Origin of the sequence: Bradyrhizobium sp. CCBAU 051011 (genome assembly GCF_009930815.1) — a bacterium.
Classification (GTDB): domain Bacteria; phylum Pseudomonadota; class Alphaproteobacteria; order Rhizobiales; family Xanthobacteraceae; genus Bradyrhizobium.
This window is the reverse complement of sequence record NZ_CP022222.1, coordinates 296,721-314,082: the sequence shown is the minus strand read 5'-3', so window position 1 is coordinate 314,082 and position 17,362 is coordinate 296,721. Positions and strand designations below refer to the sequence as shown.

Genomic DNA, 17,362 nt, shown 5'->3' with positions numbered 1-17,362 from the left:
AACCGATGGAGCGACGATGGCCAATTTCACTCCCGTGTCGGCTGCGATCGGCGGCGCGCTGATCGGACTTTCCGCGGTCCTGTTGATGCTATCGACCGGGCGCATCGCCGGCATTAGCGGCATCTTCAGCGGCCTGTTGAATTTGCGCGGCGAGGACAAGGGCTGGCGCATCGCCTTTGTCGCCGGGCTCATTCTGGCGCCTGTCATCGCCGGCCTCATTGGTTACGGCATGTCGCCGCCGAAGCTGCCGTCGAACTGGATCGTCATTGTCGTGGCGGGGCTATTGGTCGGCTTCGGCACGCGACTCGGCGGTGGCTGCACGTCCGGTCACGGCATCTGCGGCGTAGCACGGCTGTCGCCGCGGTCCGTTGCCGCCACGGCCATCTTTATGGTGATGGCGATCGTTACCGTCGCCATCACCCATCATGTCTTGGGAGGCTGAACCATGTGGATCATTGCTCCCCTGTTATGCGGCCTCGTGTTCGGTGCGGGCCTCCTGATATCCGGCATGGTGCAGCCGACCAAGGTGCTGGGCTTCCTGGATATCTTTGGCGCGTGGGATCCGAGCCTGCTCGTGGTGATGGTTGCGGCGCTTGCGGTCTCGGTGCCCGGCTTCCGGCTGGCCGATCGCGGCACGCGGCCCTGGTTTGCCGGACAATACTTCCGGCCGGGCAAATCGGGATTAGATCTGCCGCTGGTGGCGGGCGCTGCGATGTTCGGAATCGGCTGGGGCCTGGTCGGGTTATGCCCGGGACCGGCGCTGGAGAGCCTCGCGACATTGTCGCCCGGGGTCATCGTTTTCGTCGTCGCGATGGCAGCAGGGATGATTGCTCACGACGCCTGGCAACAGTCGGGGCTGACCGCGCAACGCGACCGGCAGCTTGCGAGCGCGACCGACGGCTGAGACCTCGGTCGCAGATCCGTCTGCGACCGCACCTCTTCATCCGGCTAGTTCTGACCGAATAGCCCGCGCGGCTGATAGTACTGTTGCCGCGGCTGGTAATAGTAGCCCTGCGGCGCCGGTGCATAGCCGCGGTTGTCGTAATATTGCGGCTGCTGCTGATAGGCCTGAGTGTCGTAGACGCGGCGGCTCGGGGGCGCGGGATAGCGCGCTTCGGTCGAAGTACCATCGGCGGGATAGATGTAGCCATCGTCGGCCCGCGCCTGCGGCGACACGCGCTGCTGTTGCGGTGTGATCACGACGGGATCGCCGGCGGCGGAATCGTATTGCTGTTCATATTGCGGCAGCGGCGCACGGCGGGCGACCGCCGTATTGCCGCGCTGCCGCGGATTGCGCGCCAGTGCGACCTGGGACGAACCCGACAGCGTCACTGTGGTGTTGAGCACGCCTTGCTCCTTGACCAGCGCAAAGAGCTTGGCGGCATTCTCGCGCGACAGCCGCACGCAGCCATGCGACGCGGGTGAGCCGAGGCGGTTGACCGAATCCGTGCCGTGGATGGCGTGGCCGATCTTCGTGAAGAAGATCGAGTGTGGCATCGGCGCTTCGTCGAATTCCTTGGAGTAGTGATCCTCCTCCATGCGGAAGGCGCGGAAGCTGCCGTTCGGCGTCTCGTAGGAGGGAAGGCCCGATGACACCGGCCAGCGGTAACGCTCGACGCCGTCGACGGCGACGGTCATCTGCTGGTTGTCCTTATCGACTGTGATGGCGACCTTGGCTTGGACGGCGCCCGAGGCGAACAGCGTCAGGGCGGTGACGGCAATGAGGAAGGAACGCATTTTACCTTTGGCCTCCGGGCCCTGTACTAAAAACGCCGGCTCTCCGTCCCCAAGCATCGAATATGCCCGGAAACCGGCACTGGTTCCAGTGGCCCGCGGCCGTAATCGTTAACGCCCCCGACGGCGCAAGCAAGGCGGCAGGACGGCGCAATGGGGCGCGAAGTGCTGACATTTTCGCGAGTGCGCGCGCCGAGGCCTGTAGCCCGGATGGAGCGAAGCGAAATCCGGGAACGGTGCCGCGGCGTCCTCCCGGATTGCGCTTCGCTCCATCCAGGCTACGTCGGTCAATTCCTCAACCTGTAGCCCGTTCTGAAGATCCACCACACCAGCGCCATGCAGATGGCGAGGAAGCCGAGCGTCATGCCGAGGCTCAGGGCCACACTGACGTCGGCGATCTCGTAAAAGCTCCAGCGGAAGCCCGAGATCAGGTAGACCACCGGATTGAGCAGGGTGATGGTGCGCCAGCCCGACGGCAGCATGTTCACCGAGTAGAAGCTGCCGCCGAGAAATGTCAGCGGCGTCACGATCAGCATCGGGATCATCTGCAGCTTTTCAAAACCGTCGGCCCAGATGCCGATGATGAAGCCGAACAGGCTGAAGGTCACTGCGGTCAGCACCAGGAAGGTCAGCATCCACCAGGGGTGATGGATGTGCAGCGGCACGAACAGCGCGGCGGTCGCCAGAATGATCAGGCCGAGGATGATGGATTTGGTCGCGGCCGCGCCGACATAGCCAATCACGATCTCGACATAGGAAACCGGTGCCGAGAGGATTTCATAAATAGTGCCGACAAATTTCGGAAAGTAGATTCCGAACGAGGCGTTGGCGATGCTTTGCGTCAGCACCGACAGCATCACCAGCCCGGGGACGATGAAGGTGCCGTAGCTGACGCCCTCGACCTCGGTGATGCGCGAGCCGATCGCGGCGCCGAACACCACGAAATAGAGCGAGGTGGAAACCACCGGAGAGACGATGCTCTGCAGCAGCGTGCGCCAGGTGCGCGCCATTTCGAACAGATAGATTGCCTGGATCGCCCGGAAATTCATGGTGCCCTCACCAGGCTGACGAAGATGTCTTCGAGCGAAGACTGGCTGGTGTCGAGGTCCGAGATGCGGATGCCGGCGTCGCGGAGGTCGCTCAAGAGGCTGGTAATCCCGGTGCGCTCGCCCTTGGTGTCGTAGTTATAGATCACGGCGCGGCCGTCGTCCGACAGTTCGAGGTGGTAGGCGGCAAGCGAGGCGGGGATCGCGTCGATCTTGCCCTGCAGATAGAGCTTCAAATGTTTCTTGCCGAGCTTCTGCATCAGCCCGGCCTTGTCCTCGACCAGGATAATCTCGCCCTTGTTGATGACGCCGATGCGGTCGGCCATTTCCTCGGCCTCCTGGATGTAATGCGTGGTCAGGATGATGGTGACGCCGGAGGCCTGGAGCGCGCGCACCACGTCCCACATGCCCTTGCGCAACTCAACGTCGACGCCCGCGGTTGGCTCGTCCAGGAACAGGATCTGCGGCTCGTGGGAGAGCGCCTTTGCGATCATCACGCGGCGCTTCATGCCGCCGGAGAGCGTGATGATCTTGGAGTCCTTCTTGTCCCACAGCGACAGGTCCTTCAGCACCTTTTCGATATGGACCGGGTTCTTCGGCTTGCCGAACAGGCCGCGGCTGAAGCTGACGGTCGCCCACACGGTTTCAAAGGAGTCGGTATGCAGTTCCTGCGGCACCAGGCCAATCAGCGAGCGCGCCGCGCGATAATCCTTGTTGATGTCATGTCCTCCGACACTGACGCTGCCCTCGCTCAAATTGGCGATGCCGCAGATGATGCTGATCAGCGTGGTCTTGCCGGCGCCATTCGGCCCGAGCAGCGCGAAGATTTCACCGCGCCTGATGTCGAGATTGATACCATTCAGCGCCTTGAAACCGGAGCCGTAGGTCTTTGACAGATTTGAGACGGATATGATGGTGGGCATCGCGAGCATGGCAGTCTGAAACGGAATGTGGCCAGCGTCGAAGCGGCGCTTCGGCCGGATCGAGGCGGAGGAGGGGTGGGAACCGGGAGATAGGAACGCGATGCTGCTTATGCAATCGCACGAGGAAAAATTATGCTGCTTTCGGCATGCCGGCGACCTGCAGCGGCAAGTCAGTATAGCTGCCCCTATACCCGCTCGACGAAACTATCGACCACCTTCTTCTCGCCGGCCTTCTCGAACGCAATCGTCAGCTTGTTGCCGTCGATCTTCACCACATGGCCGTAACCGAACTTCTGGTGGAATACGCGATCGTCAAGCGAGAATTCCGAGACGGTGCCAGTCGATTTCGCGACCAGCTCACCTTCGATCACCATCGGGCCGCGCTTGTTGCGCGAGTATCCGCCACTTGAGAAGGCATCGCTGCGCGAGCCTGAAAATGACGACTGGCTTTCCTCAAACCCGCCGCGCGCCTGCCCGCTGCGGCCTGTCTGGCTGCGGTTGCGGTTGGCCTGCGCGCGCTGCCAGCCGGGCGTGGAGTAGCTGGAGCCGAAGGATTCGACATTGTCGAAGCGCGAGGGGCCGTAGCCGCCGCTGCCGCCCCAGCCGCCGCCCTTCGATTCCGTGATCTCGACATTGGCCGACGGCAGTTCGTCGAGGAAGCGAGAGGGGATCGTGGTTGACCACGTGCCGTGAATGCGCCGGTTGGTCGCGAAATAGAGTTTGGCGCGGCGGCGCGCGCGCGTCAGGCCGACATGGGCGAGGCGACGTTCCTCTTCGAGACCGGCGCGGCCCTGTTCGTCGAGCGTGCGCTGGCTTGGAAAAAGGCCTTCCTCCCAGCCGGGCAGGAAGACGTTGTCGAACTCCAAGCCCTTGGCCGAATGCAGCGTCATCAGCGACACCGCTTCGTCTTCGGCACCACCGTCGCGGTCCATCACCAGCGAGATGTGTTCGAGGAATCCCTGCAGGTTCTCGAACTCTTCCATCGAGCGCACGAGTTCCTTCAAATTGTCCAGACGGCCTGCCGCGTCGGCCGAGCGGTCCTTTTGCCACATCTCGGTATAGCCGCTCTCGTCCAGCACGATTTCGGCCAGCTCCGTGTGCGCGGTGACCTCGCGCTGGGCGCGCCAGCGGTCGAACTGCAGAATGAGCTCGCGCAAGCTCCCGCGCGCCTTCGGCTTCAATTCGTCGGTCTCGACCACGGCGCGGGCGGCCTCGAACAGCGGGATGCGGCGCTTGCGGGCATGGTCGTGCAGCAACTGCACGGTGGCGTCGCCAAGCCCGCGCTTCGGGACGTTGACGATGCGCTCGAAGGCGAGATCGTCGGCGGGCGAATTGATCACGCGCAGGTAAGCCAGCGCGTCGCGGATTTCGGCGCGCTCGTAGAACCGCGGGCCGCCGATCACGCGATAGGGCAGGCCGAGGGTGACAAAACGATCTTCGAACTCGCGCATCTGGAACGAGGCCCGCACCAGGATCGCGACCTCGTTGAGGTTGTCGCCGGCGCGCTGCAATTCCTCGATCTCCTCGCCGATGGCGCGGGCTTCTTCTTCCGAGTCCCAGGAGCCGGTCACCGTAACCTTCTCGCCGTCGACGTCCTCGGTACGCAGCGTCTTGCCGAGCCGGCCTTCATTGTGCGCGATCAAATGCGAGGCGGCGGCGAGGATATGACCGGTGGACCGGTAATTGCGTTCGAGCCGGATGACTTTTGCGCCAGGAAAATCGTGCTCGAAGCGCAGGATGTTATCGACTTCCGCGCCGCGCCAGCCATAGATCGACTGGTCATCGTCGCCGACGCAGCAGATGTTTTTGGGGGGTGAGGTGGGGGCCGCAGCGGTCGTCATTCCGGGATGCGCTGAAAGCGCAGACCCGGAATCTCGAGTTGAGTCCTCTTCACCTCGAGATTCCGGGTTCGCGTCTTCGACGCGCCCCGGAATGACCGGGGAATCAAGGGCTCCCGGAATGATCGCCGACAGCGGCACGCCCGGTCGCGACGGCGCCTGCGACAATAGCCGCAGCCACAGATATTGCGCGACGTTGGTGTCCTGATATTCGTCGACCAGAATGAACTTGAAGCGGTTCTGGTATTGCCTGAGCACGTCAGGGTTTTCGCGGAACAGCCGGATGTTCTCCAACAGCAGATCGCCGAAATCGGCAGCGTTGAGAATCTTCAGCCGCTCCTGGTACGTGGCGTAGAGCTTGCCACCCTTGCCGTTGCCGAACATCGCGGCTTCGCCTGATGGCACCTGCGAAGGCGTCAGGCCACGGTTCTTCCAGCCGTCGATCAGCCCGGCCAGCATGCGCGCCGGCCAGCGCTTGTCGTCGATGTTCTCGGCCTGCAGCAACTGCTTGAGCAGGCGGACCTGATCGTCGACATCAAGCACGGTGAAATTCGATTTGAGCTGCACCAGTTCGGCGTGGAAGCGCAGGATGCGCCCGCCGATCGAGTGGAAGGTGCCGAGCCACGGCATGCCCTCCACGGCCTGGCCGAGCATCTGGCCGAGGCGCAGCTTCATCTCGCGCGCGGCCTTGTTGGTGAAGGTCACGGAGAGGATTTCATGCGGGCGCGCGCGGCCCTGGCTCAGGATGTGAGCGATGCGCGTGGTCAGCACGCGGGTCTTCCCGGTGCCGGCGCCGGCCAGTACCAGAACCGGCCCATCGAGCGTCTCAACAGCTTCGCGCTGTTCCGGATTGAGCCCGTTGAGATATTGCGGGCCGGCCGCGGCCCGCGCACGCGCGGCGATGCCGCCAGCCACGGGCTGGTGCTCGGGGACGCCGTGATGCGGCAGTTTGCTCGGCTCGGTCATTGGTCGAATCGTCTCGGCCCCACGATGGCACCGTGAGGCGGTAAAGGGGAGCCTTCTTAGCAGGGATTGCGGGTCATATGGGGCCTGTCCGGCCGTTTTGACAGGTTTTATCGCGGCGCTTTTCCGCGCCCGATTTTGTGCTTCGAGGATGATTTTGTTCCGCCGAAATCGTCAAATTTCGGGATTTTTGCGGCCGGAACCATCGTTTCCGGGGCGGATTGTTTCAACAGTCGATGCGCGACGATTCAGCCGCCGCCGTCGAGAGAGCAACAGGCAATTGAGGTCATATCATGCTGAGCTGGGTCGTAACGTTTCTGATCATCGCGTTGATCGCGGGTGTTCTGGGCTTCGGCGGCATCGCCGGCGTCTCCGTCGAAATCGCCAAGGCCATCTTCTTCATCGCCGTGATCCTGTTTCTGATCTCGGCCGTGGTCGGATTGGTGCGCGGACGTAGCAACGTCTAGCAGGCGCAACCCAAAGCACACTGCCGCGCGCAAGCTAGCGCGCGGCAGTGGCCAGTTCGAGACTGGACTCCCTGACGTGGCAGGAGACCAGGTCCGCAAATGGCTTCGGGTGCGTCGCGATCATGAAATGTGCCGCGCCGGCAATCGTCGCGCGGTCGGCGCCCGGGATACAGCGGCCCAGCAGATCATTCGCCCGGCCCACAGCCGGATGGCTGGCTTCTCCCCAAACGACCAGCGTAGGCACACCGAGCCGGTGCTGCACGATCCCGGCACGAGTACCACTGTCGGGCCAGTTCCGCTTTCGTGGTAGTCGATCGGGCCAAGGGTCTCGAAAATCATCTCAAACTCCTTGCGAACGCAGCAATCGCGGCGGCCTGGGCCGCCGCGTCACGATTGAATCCGTCAGCGTTTGACGATGACGATTTCCAGATATTCGCTTGGAAGCACCATGGTGCCGTCCTCGGCGCGGTTCATCGACGCGATCAGCGTCAGGATATCGTCGGCGAGACGGCGCTGGTTGGTTTCATCAAGCGCGGCAAAGGCTTTCAGCGTCGGGCCGTAGTAATTCCTGAACACGTCGAGAAAATGCAGCGGCGAGCGGTAGCGGAACGTGAAGTGCCGCTTCTCGGCCTTGATCGAGGCAGCTGATGTTCCGAACATCTCGGTGATGCGCGCCTGCGTGCCCCACAGCGCGGGCGATTTCGCGCCGGCAGGCGGCGGCAGGTACTTGCCGAGCGTCTTGAACAGCTGCCCGATAAAGCCATCCGGTGTCCAGTTGGCGAGCCCGATCTTGCCGCCGCTCTTGCACACCCGCAGCAATTCGGCAGCGGCGCGGTCCTGGTCCGGCGTGAACATTACGCCGAAGGTCGAGACGACGACGTCGAACGTCGCATCGCCAAAATCCAAGGCTTCCGCATCCGCCTCCTTGAACTGGACCGACAGGCCTTCCGCCGCGGCACGCGCGCGGCCGCGCTCGAGCAGGCTCGGCACATAGTCCGTGGACATGACGTCGCACCAGCGGCGGGCCGCGGCGAGCGTGACATTGCCGTTGCCGGCGGCGACGTCGAGCACCTTCTGGCCGGCCCGGAGGTCGAGCGTCTCGCACAGCTCCTCGCCCACGATCTGCAGCGTGGTACCGACGACGGCGTAATCGCCTGATGACCAGGCGCCGTGCTGCTTGGTTTTCAGGGCGGAAAGGTCGATCTGGCCGGGTTGCTGGGCTTGGGCGGCGGCGGTTGTTGCCATGTCATTTTCTCCTCTTGGGACGGTGGATTTTTCCGATTTCAGCGTGCTGCCGGATTAGTCCCCAGGGCCGCCCGATACCTATCCAGTTCGCGACACGGCTATCCCGAACGTGAACCTTTCCGCTGCTCCCAGGACTCACCACCAGGGGCCTTCGGAGTTGCGGATGATTGCCAGCCAGGACGTTTCAACGGTGACGTCACCGCTGCCGCGCGGCGTCAGGCGTGCGCTGGATGCGATGCGTGCCAATATCGGCCACACTTGGCGGCTGACGGAGCTTGCCGCTATCGCCGGCGTATCCGCCCGAACCTTGCAGCGGCAGTTCCTTACCTTTGTCGGCAACACCCCGCGCGCGGTGCTGCGCGAGATCGGGCTCGAATGCGCCCGACGCGAACTGCTGCAGGGAACGCCGCACACCAAGATAATGGACGTGTCGCTGCGCTGCGGCTTCCCGCATTTCGGGCGATTCTCGATCGCCTATCGGCGTCGCTATGGCGAGACGCCGTCGCAGACGCTGAAGCGGCAGGAGGTCCTCACCGACGCGCTCGGCGCAATGCCCTCGCTGTTTGTGCCGACGCGGGAGCGGCCGGCAATCGCCTTCGGTCCGATCGAGGCGACGGCGGAAAATCTGGCTGTCGCGGCTGACATCGCCGACGATCTCGTCACCGCATTGACCCGCGCCGGCATCGCGGTCGCAACGCGGTCAATGGCGGCGCGCTATCATCTCGGCGGCGCGATCAGGGGATCGGGCGCGCAGACGCACCTGACCATCCGCCTGATCGACACCGAAACCGGCGGTCAGCTCTGGGCCCATCGCGCGGACGGTGTCCTTCGCGACGATACGTCAACGACGGAACATCTCGCTATCAGGATTGCTGCGGCGCTGCAGCCATGCCTGCGGCTGGCGGAGATCGACCGCGCGCTGCGAAAGCCGATCACCAGCCTCGGCGCGCAGGACCTAGCGCTGCGGGCGATGCCGGGCGTTCTCTCGCTCGATGCCAATGGCAATGCGCGCGCGCTGGATTTGCTGGAGCGCGCGATGGATCAGAACCCGAACCACCCGCTGGCCACCGCGCTGGCGGCGTGGGCGCATGTCCAGCGCGTGGTCTATCACTTCACCCATGCGCCGCAGCAAGAGCGCGCCCGCAGCCTCGAACTGACCAGCCGGGCGAGGGGGCTATCCGGCGAAGCCACCGTACTGGCGATCCTCGGCAACGCGCTGTCGCTGCTCAACGAGTTCGATACCGCCGATCTCGTCACGCGCAAGGCGCTGGCGATGGACGGCGGATCGGCCTGGGCATGGAGCCGCAGCGGATGGATCGATGTCTACAAGGGCGATCCGCAATCGGCGATCGAGCGCTTCAAGATCGCGCTTGATCTCGCGCCCCACGATCCGCTGGCCTTCAACAGCATGGTCGGGATCGGCTGCGCGCTGTTCATCGCCGGTCAATACGCCGAAGGCGCGCAGTGGCAGGAGCGTGCGTTGGCGGAACATCCCTCCGCAAGCTGGGTGCATCGCACGCTGTGCCCGGCCTATGTGCTCGCCGGGCAGGCGCCGCAGGCCCGCCGCAGCCTCGGCGCCCTGCGGCAGCATTATCCCGATCTCACGGTCACGGAAGTTCAGCGCGGCATGCCGCCACTGCCGCCAAGCCAGTGCGAACTGGTGGTCGGCGCCCTGCAGGAGGCCGGGCTGCCAGCCTGAAGGTTTCCGCTATTTCGGCGGCATCGCGACCTTGCGCCCGATACCCTCGGGCCGCGGCACGACGGCATGAGAAGCGGCGACGGCATCGATGCGCGCGCGAATATCGGGCGGGAAGGGCGCCACCTTCCGCTGCTTCATGTCCATATGCAGCGTCATGTTTTCCGACGTCGCGGACAGCCAGCCTTCGCTCGCGTGGCGCAGTTCCTCGAACGTGTGCAGCCGCTTCGCGTCGTTACCTAACAGATAAACCGAAATCTGAACGGGATCGCCGAGATGAATCTCGCGCAGATAGCGAACATGGGCCTCGGCGGTGAAGGTCGAGCACTGGCGTTCCTTCATGTAGGCCGGCCCGATCCCGAGTTGCAGCCACATTTCGTCGATCGCGCGGTCCATCATCACATTGTAATAGGCCATGTTGAGGTGGCCGTTGTAATCGATCCATTGCGGCTCGATCTGCATCACCGAGGACAGGAACGGGACGGGCGGTAGCGGCATATTCTTCAGGTTTTCCCCGGCGGCAGCAGCGGTCGTCATCATTGATCCCGTGGTTGTTTTCGCGCTCTTGACCCCCCTTATATCCTTTGCCACGGTCCGCTCAAATCCGGAGGAATTTGACGTGGCGACGACGATATCGGGTAGTATGAAGCGGCCGGAGCCGCAGGCGCTGGCAAGCGCGGTCGAGGCGCTGGCGGCGCGGTTCGGCAACAGGCTGATCACCTCGCAGGCGGTGCGCGAGCAGCACGCCCACACCACAACATGGCTGCCGACGCAGCCGCCGGATGCGGTGGTGATGGCGGAAGAAACCGCCGACATCCAAGACGTGGTGCGGATCTGCGCCAGGCACCGTGTTCCCGTGATCGCCTTCGGCACCGGCACCTCGCTGGAAGGGCAGGTCAACGCGCCCGCCGGCGGCGTCTGCATCGATTTGCGCGACATGAACCGGATTCTCGAAGTCCATGCCGAGGATCTCGATTGCGTGATCCAGCCCGGCGTCACCCGCAAGGCACTGAACGAACATCTGCGCGACCAGGGATTGTTCTTCCCCATCGATCCCGGCGCAGACGCCTCGCTCGGCGGCATGACCTCGACCCGGGCCTCCGGCACCAACGCGGTGCGCTACGGCACCATCCGTGAAAACGTGCTGGCGCTGAAAGTGGTGCGCGGCGATGGCGAGATCATCACGACCGGCACGCGGGCGAAGAAATCCGCCGCCGGCTATGACCTGACGCATCTGTTTGTCGGCGCCGAGGGCACGCTCGGCATCATCTCGGAGCTCACCATCAAGCTGCGCGGTATTCCCGAGACGATTGCGGCCGCCGCCTGCTCGTTCGAAACCGTGCGCGGCGCCTGCCAGGCGACCATTCTCGCGATTCAGACCGGCATTCCGCTGGCGCGGATCGAACTGCTCAACGCCGAGCAGGTGCGGGCCTGCAATGCCTATTCCAAGCTCACCCTGCCGGAGACGCCGCTGTTGCTGCTGGAATTCCACGGCAGCGAGATCGAGGTCGCCGAACAGTCGAAGAACTTTGGCGAAATCGCCAAGGAATGCGGCGGTGGCGATTTCACCTGGACCACCAAGCCGGAGGACCGCACCAAGCTGTGGCAGGCCCGGCATGACGCTTACTGGTCCGTCAAGGCGCTGCGCCCCGGCGCCGGCGTGGTGGCAACCGACGTCTGCGTGCCGATCTCCAGGCTCGCCGATTGCGTCACCGAGACCGAGGACGATCTGAAGCGGCTCGGTCTCTTGTCGCCGATCGTCGGCCATGTCGGCGACGGCAATTTCCACTGCTCGTTGGTCTGCGACGTCGACAATAAGGAAGAAATGGCGCGCGGCGAGGACTTCATGCACCGCCTGGTCGAGCGGGCGCAGGCGATGGGCGGCACCTGCACCGGCGAGCACGGCATCGGGCAGGGCAAGCAGAAATACCTAAAGGCCGAGCTCGGCCCCGAGGCGATCGACGCCATGCGCGCGCTGAAGCAGGCGCTCGATCCGCAGAACATTTTCAATCCCGGCAAGATCGTGCCGGTGAACTAGACTGCCCGCCACCTTCGCGTTGAAACCGCAGGTGGCGGTCGAAGTCCTGCAATGACGTTCTTCGCTCACAGGTTGTACATTGTGGCGGCCGTCTCAGTTTGGTTCCAAACATAGCCTCGTTTCAACACGGCGCCGCCTGACTTAAACATCGTCGCGCCTGAACTGCCCTCTTCAGCTTGGTTCCGCAACATGTGTTGCGTGTGCGTGCGTGATGAGGTGCGTTGATGCGTTTTGTTTCCTGGGGGATTGTTGCCGCTTGCGGCTTTTTACTGGCAGGTCCGGCGGCGAAGGCTGCCGAAATCCGTGTTCCGGACCTGCCTTCGCCTCACTACAACTGGACCGGATTTTATGCCGGCATCTATGGCGGTGGCGGGTATGCGGCATGGGCTGCCCACTACTGCCGAAACGGTGCGTGTCGTCATGCGGAGGGGCAGGCGAGCGGCTTCGCGGTGGGCGTCTATGGCGGCTACAACTACCAGTTTGCCAACCGGTTCGTGATCGGCGGCGAGTTCGAGTGGGGCAAGTCCTCCTCGTCACGGGACGAACTGATCTTTGGCGACAGCGCCTTGCTATCGAGCTTCGGCGCGTTCGGTGCGGCTCGCCTGCGTGCCGGCTACGCGTTCGACCGCCTGCTGGCGTACGGCGCCGTCGGTGTCGGCGTGGCCAGCATCGGCAATGGCTATCGCTATACGGTGCAGAAGGGTTGCGACACCGTGCAGGAAATGATCTGGGACGAACAGGTCAAGGCCGGGCTGATCGCGGGCGCCGGCATCGAGTATGCCTTTACCAAGCATTTCGTCGGGCGCGGCGAATATCTCTACGCCGATTATGGCAGCGTGACGCTGTCCAGCCGGGACCGCACGCGAACTGAATTCCGCAACGAGATGCACCTCGTGCGCGTCGGCGCCAGTTATCGGTTCTGATACTCCGCTCAAGGTGATCCGGCGGCGATCGGCGGCCGGATCATCCTTCTCAAATGCATTATGGTCGGTGCGGCGCGGTGATCGCCTTGCGGATCGCGGCGAGTGGTGCGGTGTCGTCGAATTCAATATCTTCGCCAATCCGCCTCAATCCGAGATCGCGCCAGAGCGCAGCAAGGTCCGGCGTCACCGGCTTCGGTCCCATCTCGTTGTGCAGACGCGTCAGCACGTCGACGCCGACGGCCTTGTCGGCTGTTGCAAGAATGCGCTCGATCGGCCAGCTCTGCTCGTGATTGCCGCCGGCGGCGAGCACGCCGCGCATGGCGTCCTGCAGGCCGAGGCGATTACCCGTCACTTTGCGGATTTCGATATCGGCGAGCAGGCAGAACATCGCGCCGCCCCAATATTTCCGTCCCCAGGTGGGAGTGTTGTCGAGGCCCTCATCGCCGGCCTGCGGCAGGCCCTTCGGCATGTCGCGCATCATCGCCTGCCAGATTTCCTGCGCGGAGAGGTCGCCGGCCTGCACCCGCGCGACCGGCTCGACATAGACGGCGAGACCCTCCGATAGCCACGCGTAGCGGGCGGGCATGTCGGGCAGGGCGGTATGCACCATCTCGTGCACCATCACCCAGTCACGCCGCAGCACGTCCTCGGTGGAATCGCGGCCGAGCGGAATGCGAATGGCGGCGCCGCGATAGCCCCAGGTCGTGCCGCCGCGAATGCGCCCGCCATCGACGGGCACGAGCAGCAGCCGCAGCGAGTTGACGGGAAAACGCCCGTAATAGGTCGAGACGGCCCGGGCCGACATCCTGATCCAGTCGAGGAGTTTTTCCCTCGGTAGCGCCATGTCGCCCGGCGCGAACGCGACACGGATGGTGCCGCCGCCTATCTCGAGGTCGGTCCGGGGCAGCCGCTCGAACGCGTCGTACGGCATGCGGTCGCCGCGCATATATTCCGATTGCGCGGCGGCGCGGAACGAAACGGTGCCTGCCAGCATCGCGGCGATGACAGCGGCCGCAACGCTCCAGCGAAGAGCGCCGTCGGCCTTCATCGCAGCACGGCTTGGGCCCCGGCCGAATGGTGCTCGCCGGGCCCTTGCGCCATGAACGCGGCGGCCTGTTCGTGGAGGTCGTCAAGGATGGCGGCGAGCAAGGCTTCGCCCTTGGCCGCTGTCGCCCGCGTCGGATCGCCATAGCAGCCGGAGCGGCTGTAGTTCGGCGAATTCGGATCAGACGGGGTCAATGCGCCCGGCGTCTCCTGGATCAAAGCGGGGCTGGCTTCGGCGCGCGCCATGTCAACGAGATGCGGCGCCATCGCCAGCATCAGCGAGGTTTCCAACTCGTCCGCATGGCTGCCATGGCCTTGCTCGGCCAATTGCCTCGCCACGCGCGGATAGCGCGGACCCTCATGGATCCATAAATGCCTGATCCGTTCGCCGTCGAGGCGCCCGAGGGCGCGATCGACAGGGGCCAGGGTGCTGATCCCGGTATTGAGCACGAGCAGCTTTGGGCAGCCGCTGCCAAGAATCTGGCCTGCAATTTCGCGTACAAAGGCCTCGAAGGTTGAAATCGACAGGCTGCTGCTGCCGGCATAGTCGGTGAAGGCGGGATAATGGCCATAGGTCAGCGTCGGCCAGACCAGAGCGTCGATTTTTTCCGCCATCCTGGCTGCGAGCCATTCGGCCTGAATGCGATCGGTATTGAGGGGGAGGTGGAAGCCGTGCTGCTTGGCGGCAGCGCCAATCGGCAATATCGCCACCGCGCCATCACCGATGCGCCGCGCGACATCGTCCCAATGCATGCGCTCGATGAAATGGCGATCGGTGTCACTTCCCATTCGCCGAGCGCTCCTCTTCATGAGCCGACGGAAACATCCGTCAAAAGTCCCGCCGTGATCCAGCCGTGCAGATAGCCCGCGCCGCGGCCCGCCGCGCTGTCGGGATCGTCATAGGTCGCGAGCATTTCGCAGAGCACGCCGAATGGAATACCGTTCTTGGCCTCATCCCACATCATCGCCTCTTCCGCCGAAAGCTCGCGGAACATCGGCGTGACGTCCTGGCGCCAGATCAGGAGATGCGCAGGTCGCTCCAGTCCGACCGCGTCGGGCGGCGTTTCCTCGTTCTTGAGCGCGAGCCAGATCGCAGATGCGTTGGTCGCGAGGTCTAGCCTGGATGCACTTGGATGCGGCTGGAATCTGAGGCCCGACCATGCTTCGGGCGCAAAGCCCGCCATGTCGCTCAGCTCGACGACCCTGCCTTCCGCGGCGTCGAAGGCGTCGTTGAGCGCCTTTTCCAGCGCGGCGAGATCGGACAATTCGGGATGCTCGGCGTAGGGCGCGGTCGATTTCAAAAACGCCGGCAGGCCTTGCGAGAACCAGCGCAGGTTCGGGTGCTCGGACGGGCGCGCCTTGACGTAAGCGTGCCCCATCTCGTCGAACATTTCGTCGCCGAGATAAAGATGCAGCAACTCGTGGTCATTGCGCATGGCCTCGACCAGCCGCGAGCCATAGGCGTAGCGATAGACCCCGAACAGCGCCTCGCGTTTCTCCCGCGGGCTGTCGAGGATATCTGCCAGCACCGCATCGTCGCCATCGAGGATGCCGCGCTGGAATTCGGCCTGCTGTCGGGCGAAATCGCTCATACCGCGCGGCTGCCTGCCGGCAATATCTGCTCGGCCATTTTGCGGGTCCTGACAACCTCGCGCACAAGTTCGTCGAGCGGCGGAATGTTGTCGTCGCGCTCGATCATGGTCGAGACCCGGCCGAAGCGTTTCAGCGCCGCGGCATAGAGATCCCAGACGTCCTCGCACACCGGATGGTCGTGGGTGTCGATGATATGGGTGCCCATATGGCTGTGGCCGGCCATGTGAAACTGCACCACCCGATCCGCCGGAATGCCGTTGAGGAAGGTCATGGGATCATAGCCGTGGTTGAAGGCGCTGACATAGACGTTGTTGACGTCGAACAGCAGCCAGCATCCGGAGCGGCGCGACAATTCGGACAAAAATTCCCATTCCGTCATTTCGGAATTGTTGAACTGCACGTAGGTCGAGACGTTTTCGAGCACGATGGCGCGGCCAAGAAAATCCTGCACCAGTTGCACGCGGCTGACGACGTGATCGAGCGCTTCCTTGGTGTAGGGAATCGGCAGGAGATCATGCAGGTTCTTGCCGTGCACGCCGGTCCAGCACAGATGGTCCGACACCCATTTCGGTTCGACGCGCTTGGCGAGATCCTTCAAGCCTTGCAGATATTCGAAATTCGGCGGTGCGGTGGAGGCGATCGACATCGACACGCCGTGCATCACCACAGGATAGCGTTCGCAGATCCGGTCCAGCGTGCGCAGCGGCTGGCCGCCGGGCAGCATGTAGTTTTCGCTGATGACCTCGAACCAGTCGATCGGCGGATTACCGCTGAGAATTTCGTCGTAATGCTGGTGGCGCAGGCCGAGGCCGAAGCCGAGGAAGGGCGGCTTGGCCGATGTCGCCGGACCGTCTGCAAGCGCGGCCGCAGAAGTGTCTGGCAATCTGCTTGCGACGTTCATCTCGTCTCCGCTCGAACGGGCAGCCAAACGGGGCGGCGTGTCTTTCAACCTAGCATGGATGCGAGGCCCGGCCTACACCGGGCCTCGACGGGGATCATGACCTAGGACGGCATGAACTTACCCTTGGCGGCGTCGCACTTTTCCTTGGTCATGGCCGAGAAGCCCTGACCCTTGCAGGCGTTCTGGCCCTTGCAGGCGTTTGCGCTGCCCTTGCAGGCGCTCTGGCCCTTGCAGGCATTGGCGCCGACGCACTTGCCCTCGCCGGCAGCGTAGGTCACGGTCGACACGGTGGTGCCGGCCAGGAACAGAGTAGCAGCGGCTGCGGCCAGTACGGCGCCGGACTTGGGAGTCATCTTCATTGTATCCTCCATAGGAAATGTGAGGGTGCACCGCCCGCAAGCAGCGACAGCTCCAGCCGACAAACGGCACCCGGAGAGAGCTACGCAGCGGGTTTGAATTTTGTTACACCCGGGGCCGATTTTATTTTAGCCGCGGGGCCGAAACAATGAGGGCCCGGCAGCGCCGAGCCCTCCTGGTATCTGGTCCGTTCGATCAACCCTTGACGAACTTGGCGCCCTGGGCGGCGCAAGCCTTCTCGGAGGTCATCGAGAAACCGGTGCCCTTGCAGGCGTTCTGGCCCTTGCAGGCGTTGGCCGAGCCCTTGCAGGCGCTCTGGCCCTTGCAGGCATTGCCGGCCATGCACTTGCCCTGGGCCGCGTTCGCAGGCGTCGACACCGTCGACACCACCGAGCCGGCGAGGAACAGCGTGGCGGCGGCAGCGGCGAGCGTCGCACCGGATTTGGAATTCAACTTCATGACGATCTCCTCGATCATTGTTTGAAGACAACACGCCGCAAGCATCCGCTGATCGCCCGATCACGGACCCTCACAACGCAAGCGATGTGACGGACGGCAATCGGGTCGCGGGTTGCTTGCTGGAAACCGTCAAGC

19 protein-coding genes are annotated in these 17,362 nt (G+C 63.8%); 6 read left to right on the top strand and 13 right to left on the bottom strand.

The window, feature by feature from the left end:
• The first annotated feature begins 16 nt into the window (after positions 1-16).
• Together ACH79_RS01535 and ACH79_RS01530 are read left to right on the top strand one after the other, a co-directional pair.
• Positions 17-442 (top strand): YeeE/YedE family protein, encoded by a 426-nt coding sequence (locus ACH79_RS01535; protein ID WP_161849437.1) that lies wholly within the window; start codon positions 17-19, stop codon positions 440-442.
• 3 nt (positions 443-445) lie between these two features.
• Complete coding sequence (locus ACH79_RS01530; protein WP_161849436.1) at positions 446-904, top strand: DUF6691 family protein; 459 nt, start codon at positions 446-448, stop codon at positions 902-904.
• 44 nt (positions 905-948) lie between these two features.
• Here the strand turns inward: ACH79_RS01530 and ACH79_RS01525 are convergent, their stop codons facing one another.
• The 4 genes from ACH79_RS01525 to ACH79_RS01510 form a co-directional block, all read right to left on the bottom strand.
• Positions 949-1,737 carry a L,D-transpeptidase family protein gene (locus tag ACH79_RS01525; protein WP_161849435.1) on the bottom strand — a complete coding sequence of 263 codons (789 nt, stop codon included), beginning with the start codon at positions 1,735-1,737 and terminating at the stop codon, positions 949-951.
• A gap of 284 nt (positions 1,738-2,021) precedes the next feature.
• Positions 2,022-2,783, bottom strand: coding sequence for an ABC transporter permease (locus tag ACH79_RS01520; RefSeq protein WP_161849434.1), 762 nt, complete (start codon positions 2,781-2,783; stop codon positions 2,022-2,024).
• Positions 2,780-3,703 carry an ABC transporter ATP-binding protein gene (locus ACH79_RS01515; protein ID WP_161856165.1) on the bottom strand — a complete coding sequence of 308 codons (924 nt, stop codon included), beginning with the start codon at positions 3,701-3,703 and terminating at the stop codon, positions 2,780-2,782. Before ACH79_RS01515 ends, ACH79_RS01520 begins: the two co-directional genes overlap by 4 nt.
• Positions 3,704-3,888: 185 nt before the next feature.
• Positions 3,889-6,507 carry an ATP-dependent helicase gene (locus ACH79_RS01510; RefSeq protein ID WP_161849433.1) on the bottom strand — a complete coding sequence of 873 codons (2,619 nt, stop codon included), beginning with the start codon at positions 6,505-6,507 and terminating at the stop codon, positions 3,889-3,891.
• Positions 6,508-6,797: 290 nt separating this feature from the next.
• Between ACH79_RS01510 and ACH79_RS01505 the strand changes: the two genes are divergently transcribed.
• On the top strand, positions 6,798-6,971 hold the full coding sequence (locus tag ACH79_RS01505) for a DUF1328 domain-containing protein (RefSeq protein WP_082650163.1): 174 nt from the start codon (positions 6,798-6,800) through the stop codon (positions 6,969-6,971).
• Positions 6,972-7,005: 34 nt separating this feature from the next.
• Here ACH79_RS01505 and ACH79_RS01500 read toward each other — a convergent pair whose 3' ends face one another.
• Both ACH79_RS01500 and ACH79_RS01495 read right to left on the bottom strand, forming a co-directional pair.
• On the bottom strand, positions 7,006-7,215 hold the full coding sequence (locus ACH79_RS01500) for an alpha/beta fold hydrolase (RefSeq protein ID WP_161849432.1): 210 nt from the start codon (positions 7,213-7,215) through the stop codon (positions 7,006-7,008).
• Positions 7,216-7,373: 158 nt separating this feature from the next.
• Entirely contained in the window at positions 7,374-8,216 is an 843-nt protein-coding gene (locus ACH79_RS01495; protein ID WP_161849431.1) for a class I SAM-dependent methyltransferase, read from the bottom strand.
• Between the two features lie 163 nt (positions 8,217-8,379).
• Here ACH79_RS01495 and ACH79_RS01490 point away from each other — a divergent pair, with 163 nt between their 5' ends.
• Positions 8,380-9,915 (top strand): helix-turn-helix domain-containing protein, encoded by a 1,536-nt coding sequence (locus tag ACH79_RS01490; RefSeq protein WP_161849430.1) that lies wholly within the window; start codon positions 8,380-8,382, stop codon positions 9,913-9,915.
• Between the two features lie 9 nt (positions 9,916-9,924).
• Here ACH79_RS01490 and ACH79_RS01485 read toward each other — a convergent pair whose 3' ends face one another.
• A complete protein-coding gene (locus ACH79_RS01485) occupies positions 9,925-10,449 on the bottom strand; it encodes a thioesterase family protein (RefSeq protein ID WP_161849429.1) in 525 nt (174 codons plus the stop codon).
• Positions 10,450-10,555: 106 nt separating this feature from the next.
• Here ACH79_RS01485 and ACH79_RS01480 point away from each other — a divergent pair, with 106 nt between their 5' ends.
• Positions 10,556-11,950 carry an FAD-binding oxidoreductase gene (locus ACH79_RS01480; protein ID WP_371419440.1) on the top strand — a complete coding sequence of 465 codons (1,395 nt, stop codon included), beginning with the start codon at positions 10,556-10,558 and terminating at the stop codon, positions 11,948-11,950.
• A gap of 224 nt (positions 11,951-12,174) precedes the next feature.
• A complete protein-coding gene (locus ACH79_RS01475) occupies positions 12,175-12,873 on the top strand; it encodes an outer membrane protein (protein WP_161849427.1) in 699 nt (232 codons plus the stop codon).
• 58 nt (positions 12,874-12,931) lie between these two features.
• Here the strand turns inward: ACH79_RS01475 and ACH79_RS01470 are convergent, their stop codons facing one another.
• The 6 genes from ACH79_RS01470 to ACH79_RS01445 form a co-directional block, all read right to left on the bottom strand.
• Positions 12,932-13,921: a hypothetical protein gene (locus ACH79_RS01470; protein WP_246738386.1), complete on the bottom strand. Its 990-nt coding sequence runs from the start codon at positions 13,919-13,921 to the stop codon at positions 12,932-12,934.
• Complete coding sequence (locus ACH79_RS01465) at positions 13,918-14,706, bottom strand: creatininase family protein (protein ID WP_161849426.1); 789 nt, start codon at positions 14,704-14,706, stop codon at positions 13,918-13,920. The genes ACH79_RS01470 and ACH79_RS01465 overlap by 4 nt, the downstream gene beginning before the upstream one ends.
• Positions 14,707-14,723: 17 nt before the next feature.
• A complete protein-coding gene (locus ACH79_RS01460) occupies positions 14,724-15,509 on the bottom strand; it encodes a DNA-binding domain-containing protein (RefSeq protein ID WP_161849425.1) in 786 nt (261 codons plus the stop codon).
• The gene (locus ACH79_RS01455) at positions 15,506-16,411 is read right to left on the bottom strand and encodes a DUF692 domain-containing protein (protein WP_161849424.1); all 906 of its coding nucleotides are present in this window, start codon (positions 16,409-16,411) and stop codon (positions 15,506-15,508) included. The genes ACH79_RS01460 and ACH79_RS01455 overlap by 4 nt, the downstream gene beginning before the upstream one ends.
• A gap of 101 nt (positions 16,412-16,512) precedes the next feature.
• Positions 16,513-16,770: a hypothetical protein gene (locus tag ACH79_RS01450; RefSeq protein WP_161849423.1), complete on the bottom strand. Its 258-nt coding sequence runs from the start codon at positions 16,768-16,770 to the stop codon at positions 16,513-16,515.
• Between the two features lie 193 nt (positions 16,771-16,963).
• Positions 16,964-17,227, bottom strand: coding sequence for a hypothetical protein (locus ACH79_RS01445; RefSeq protein ID WP_202639161.1), 264 nt, complete (start codon positions 17,225-17,227; stop codon positions 16,964-16,966).
• Positions 17,228-17,362 lie beyond the last annotated feature (135 nt).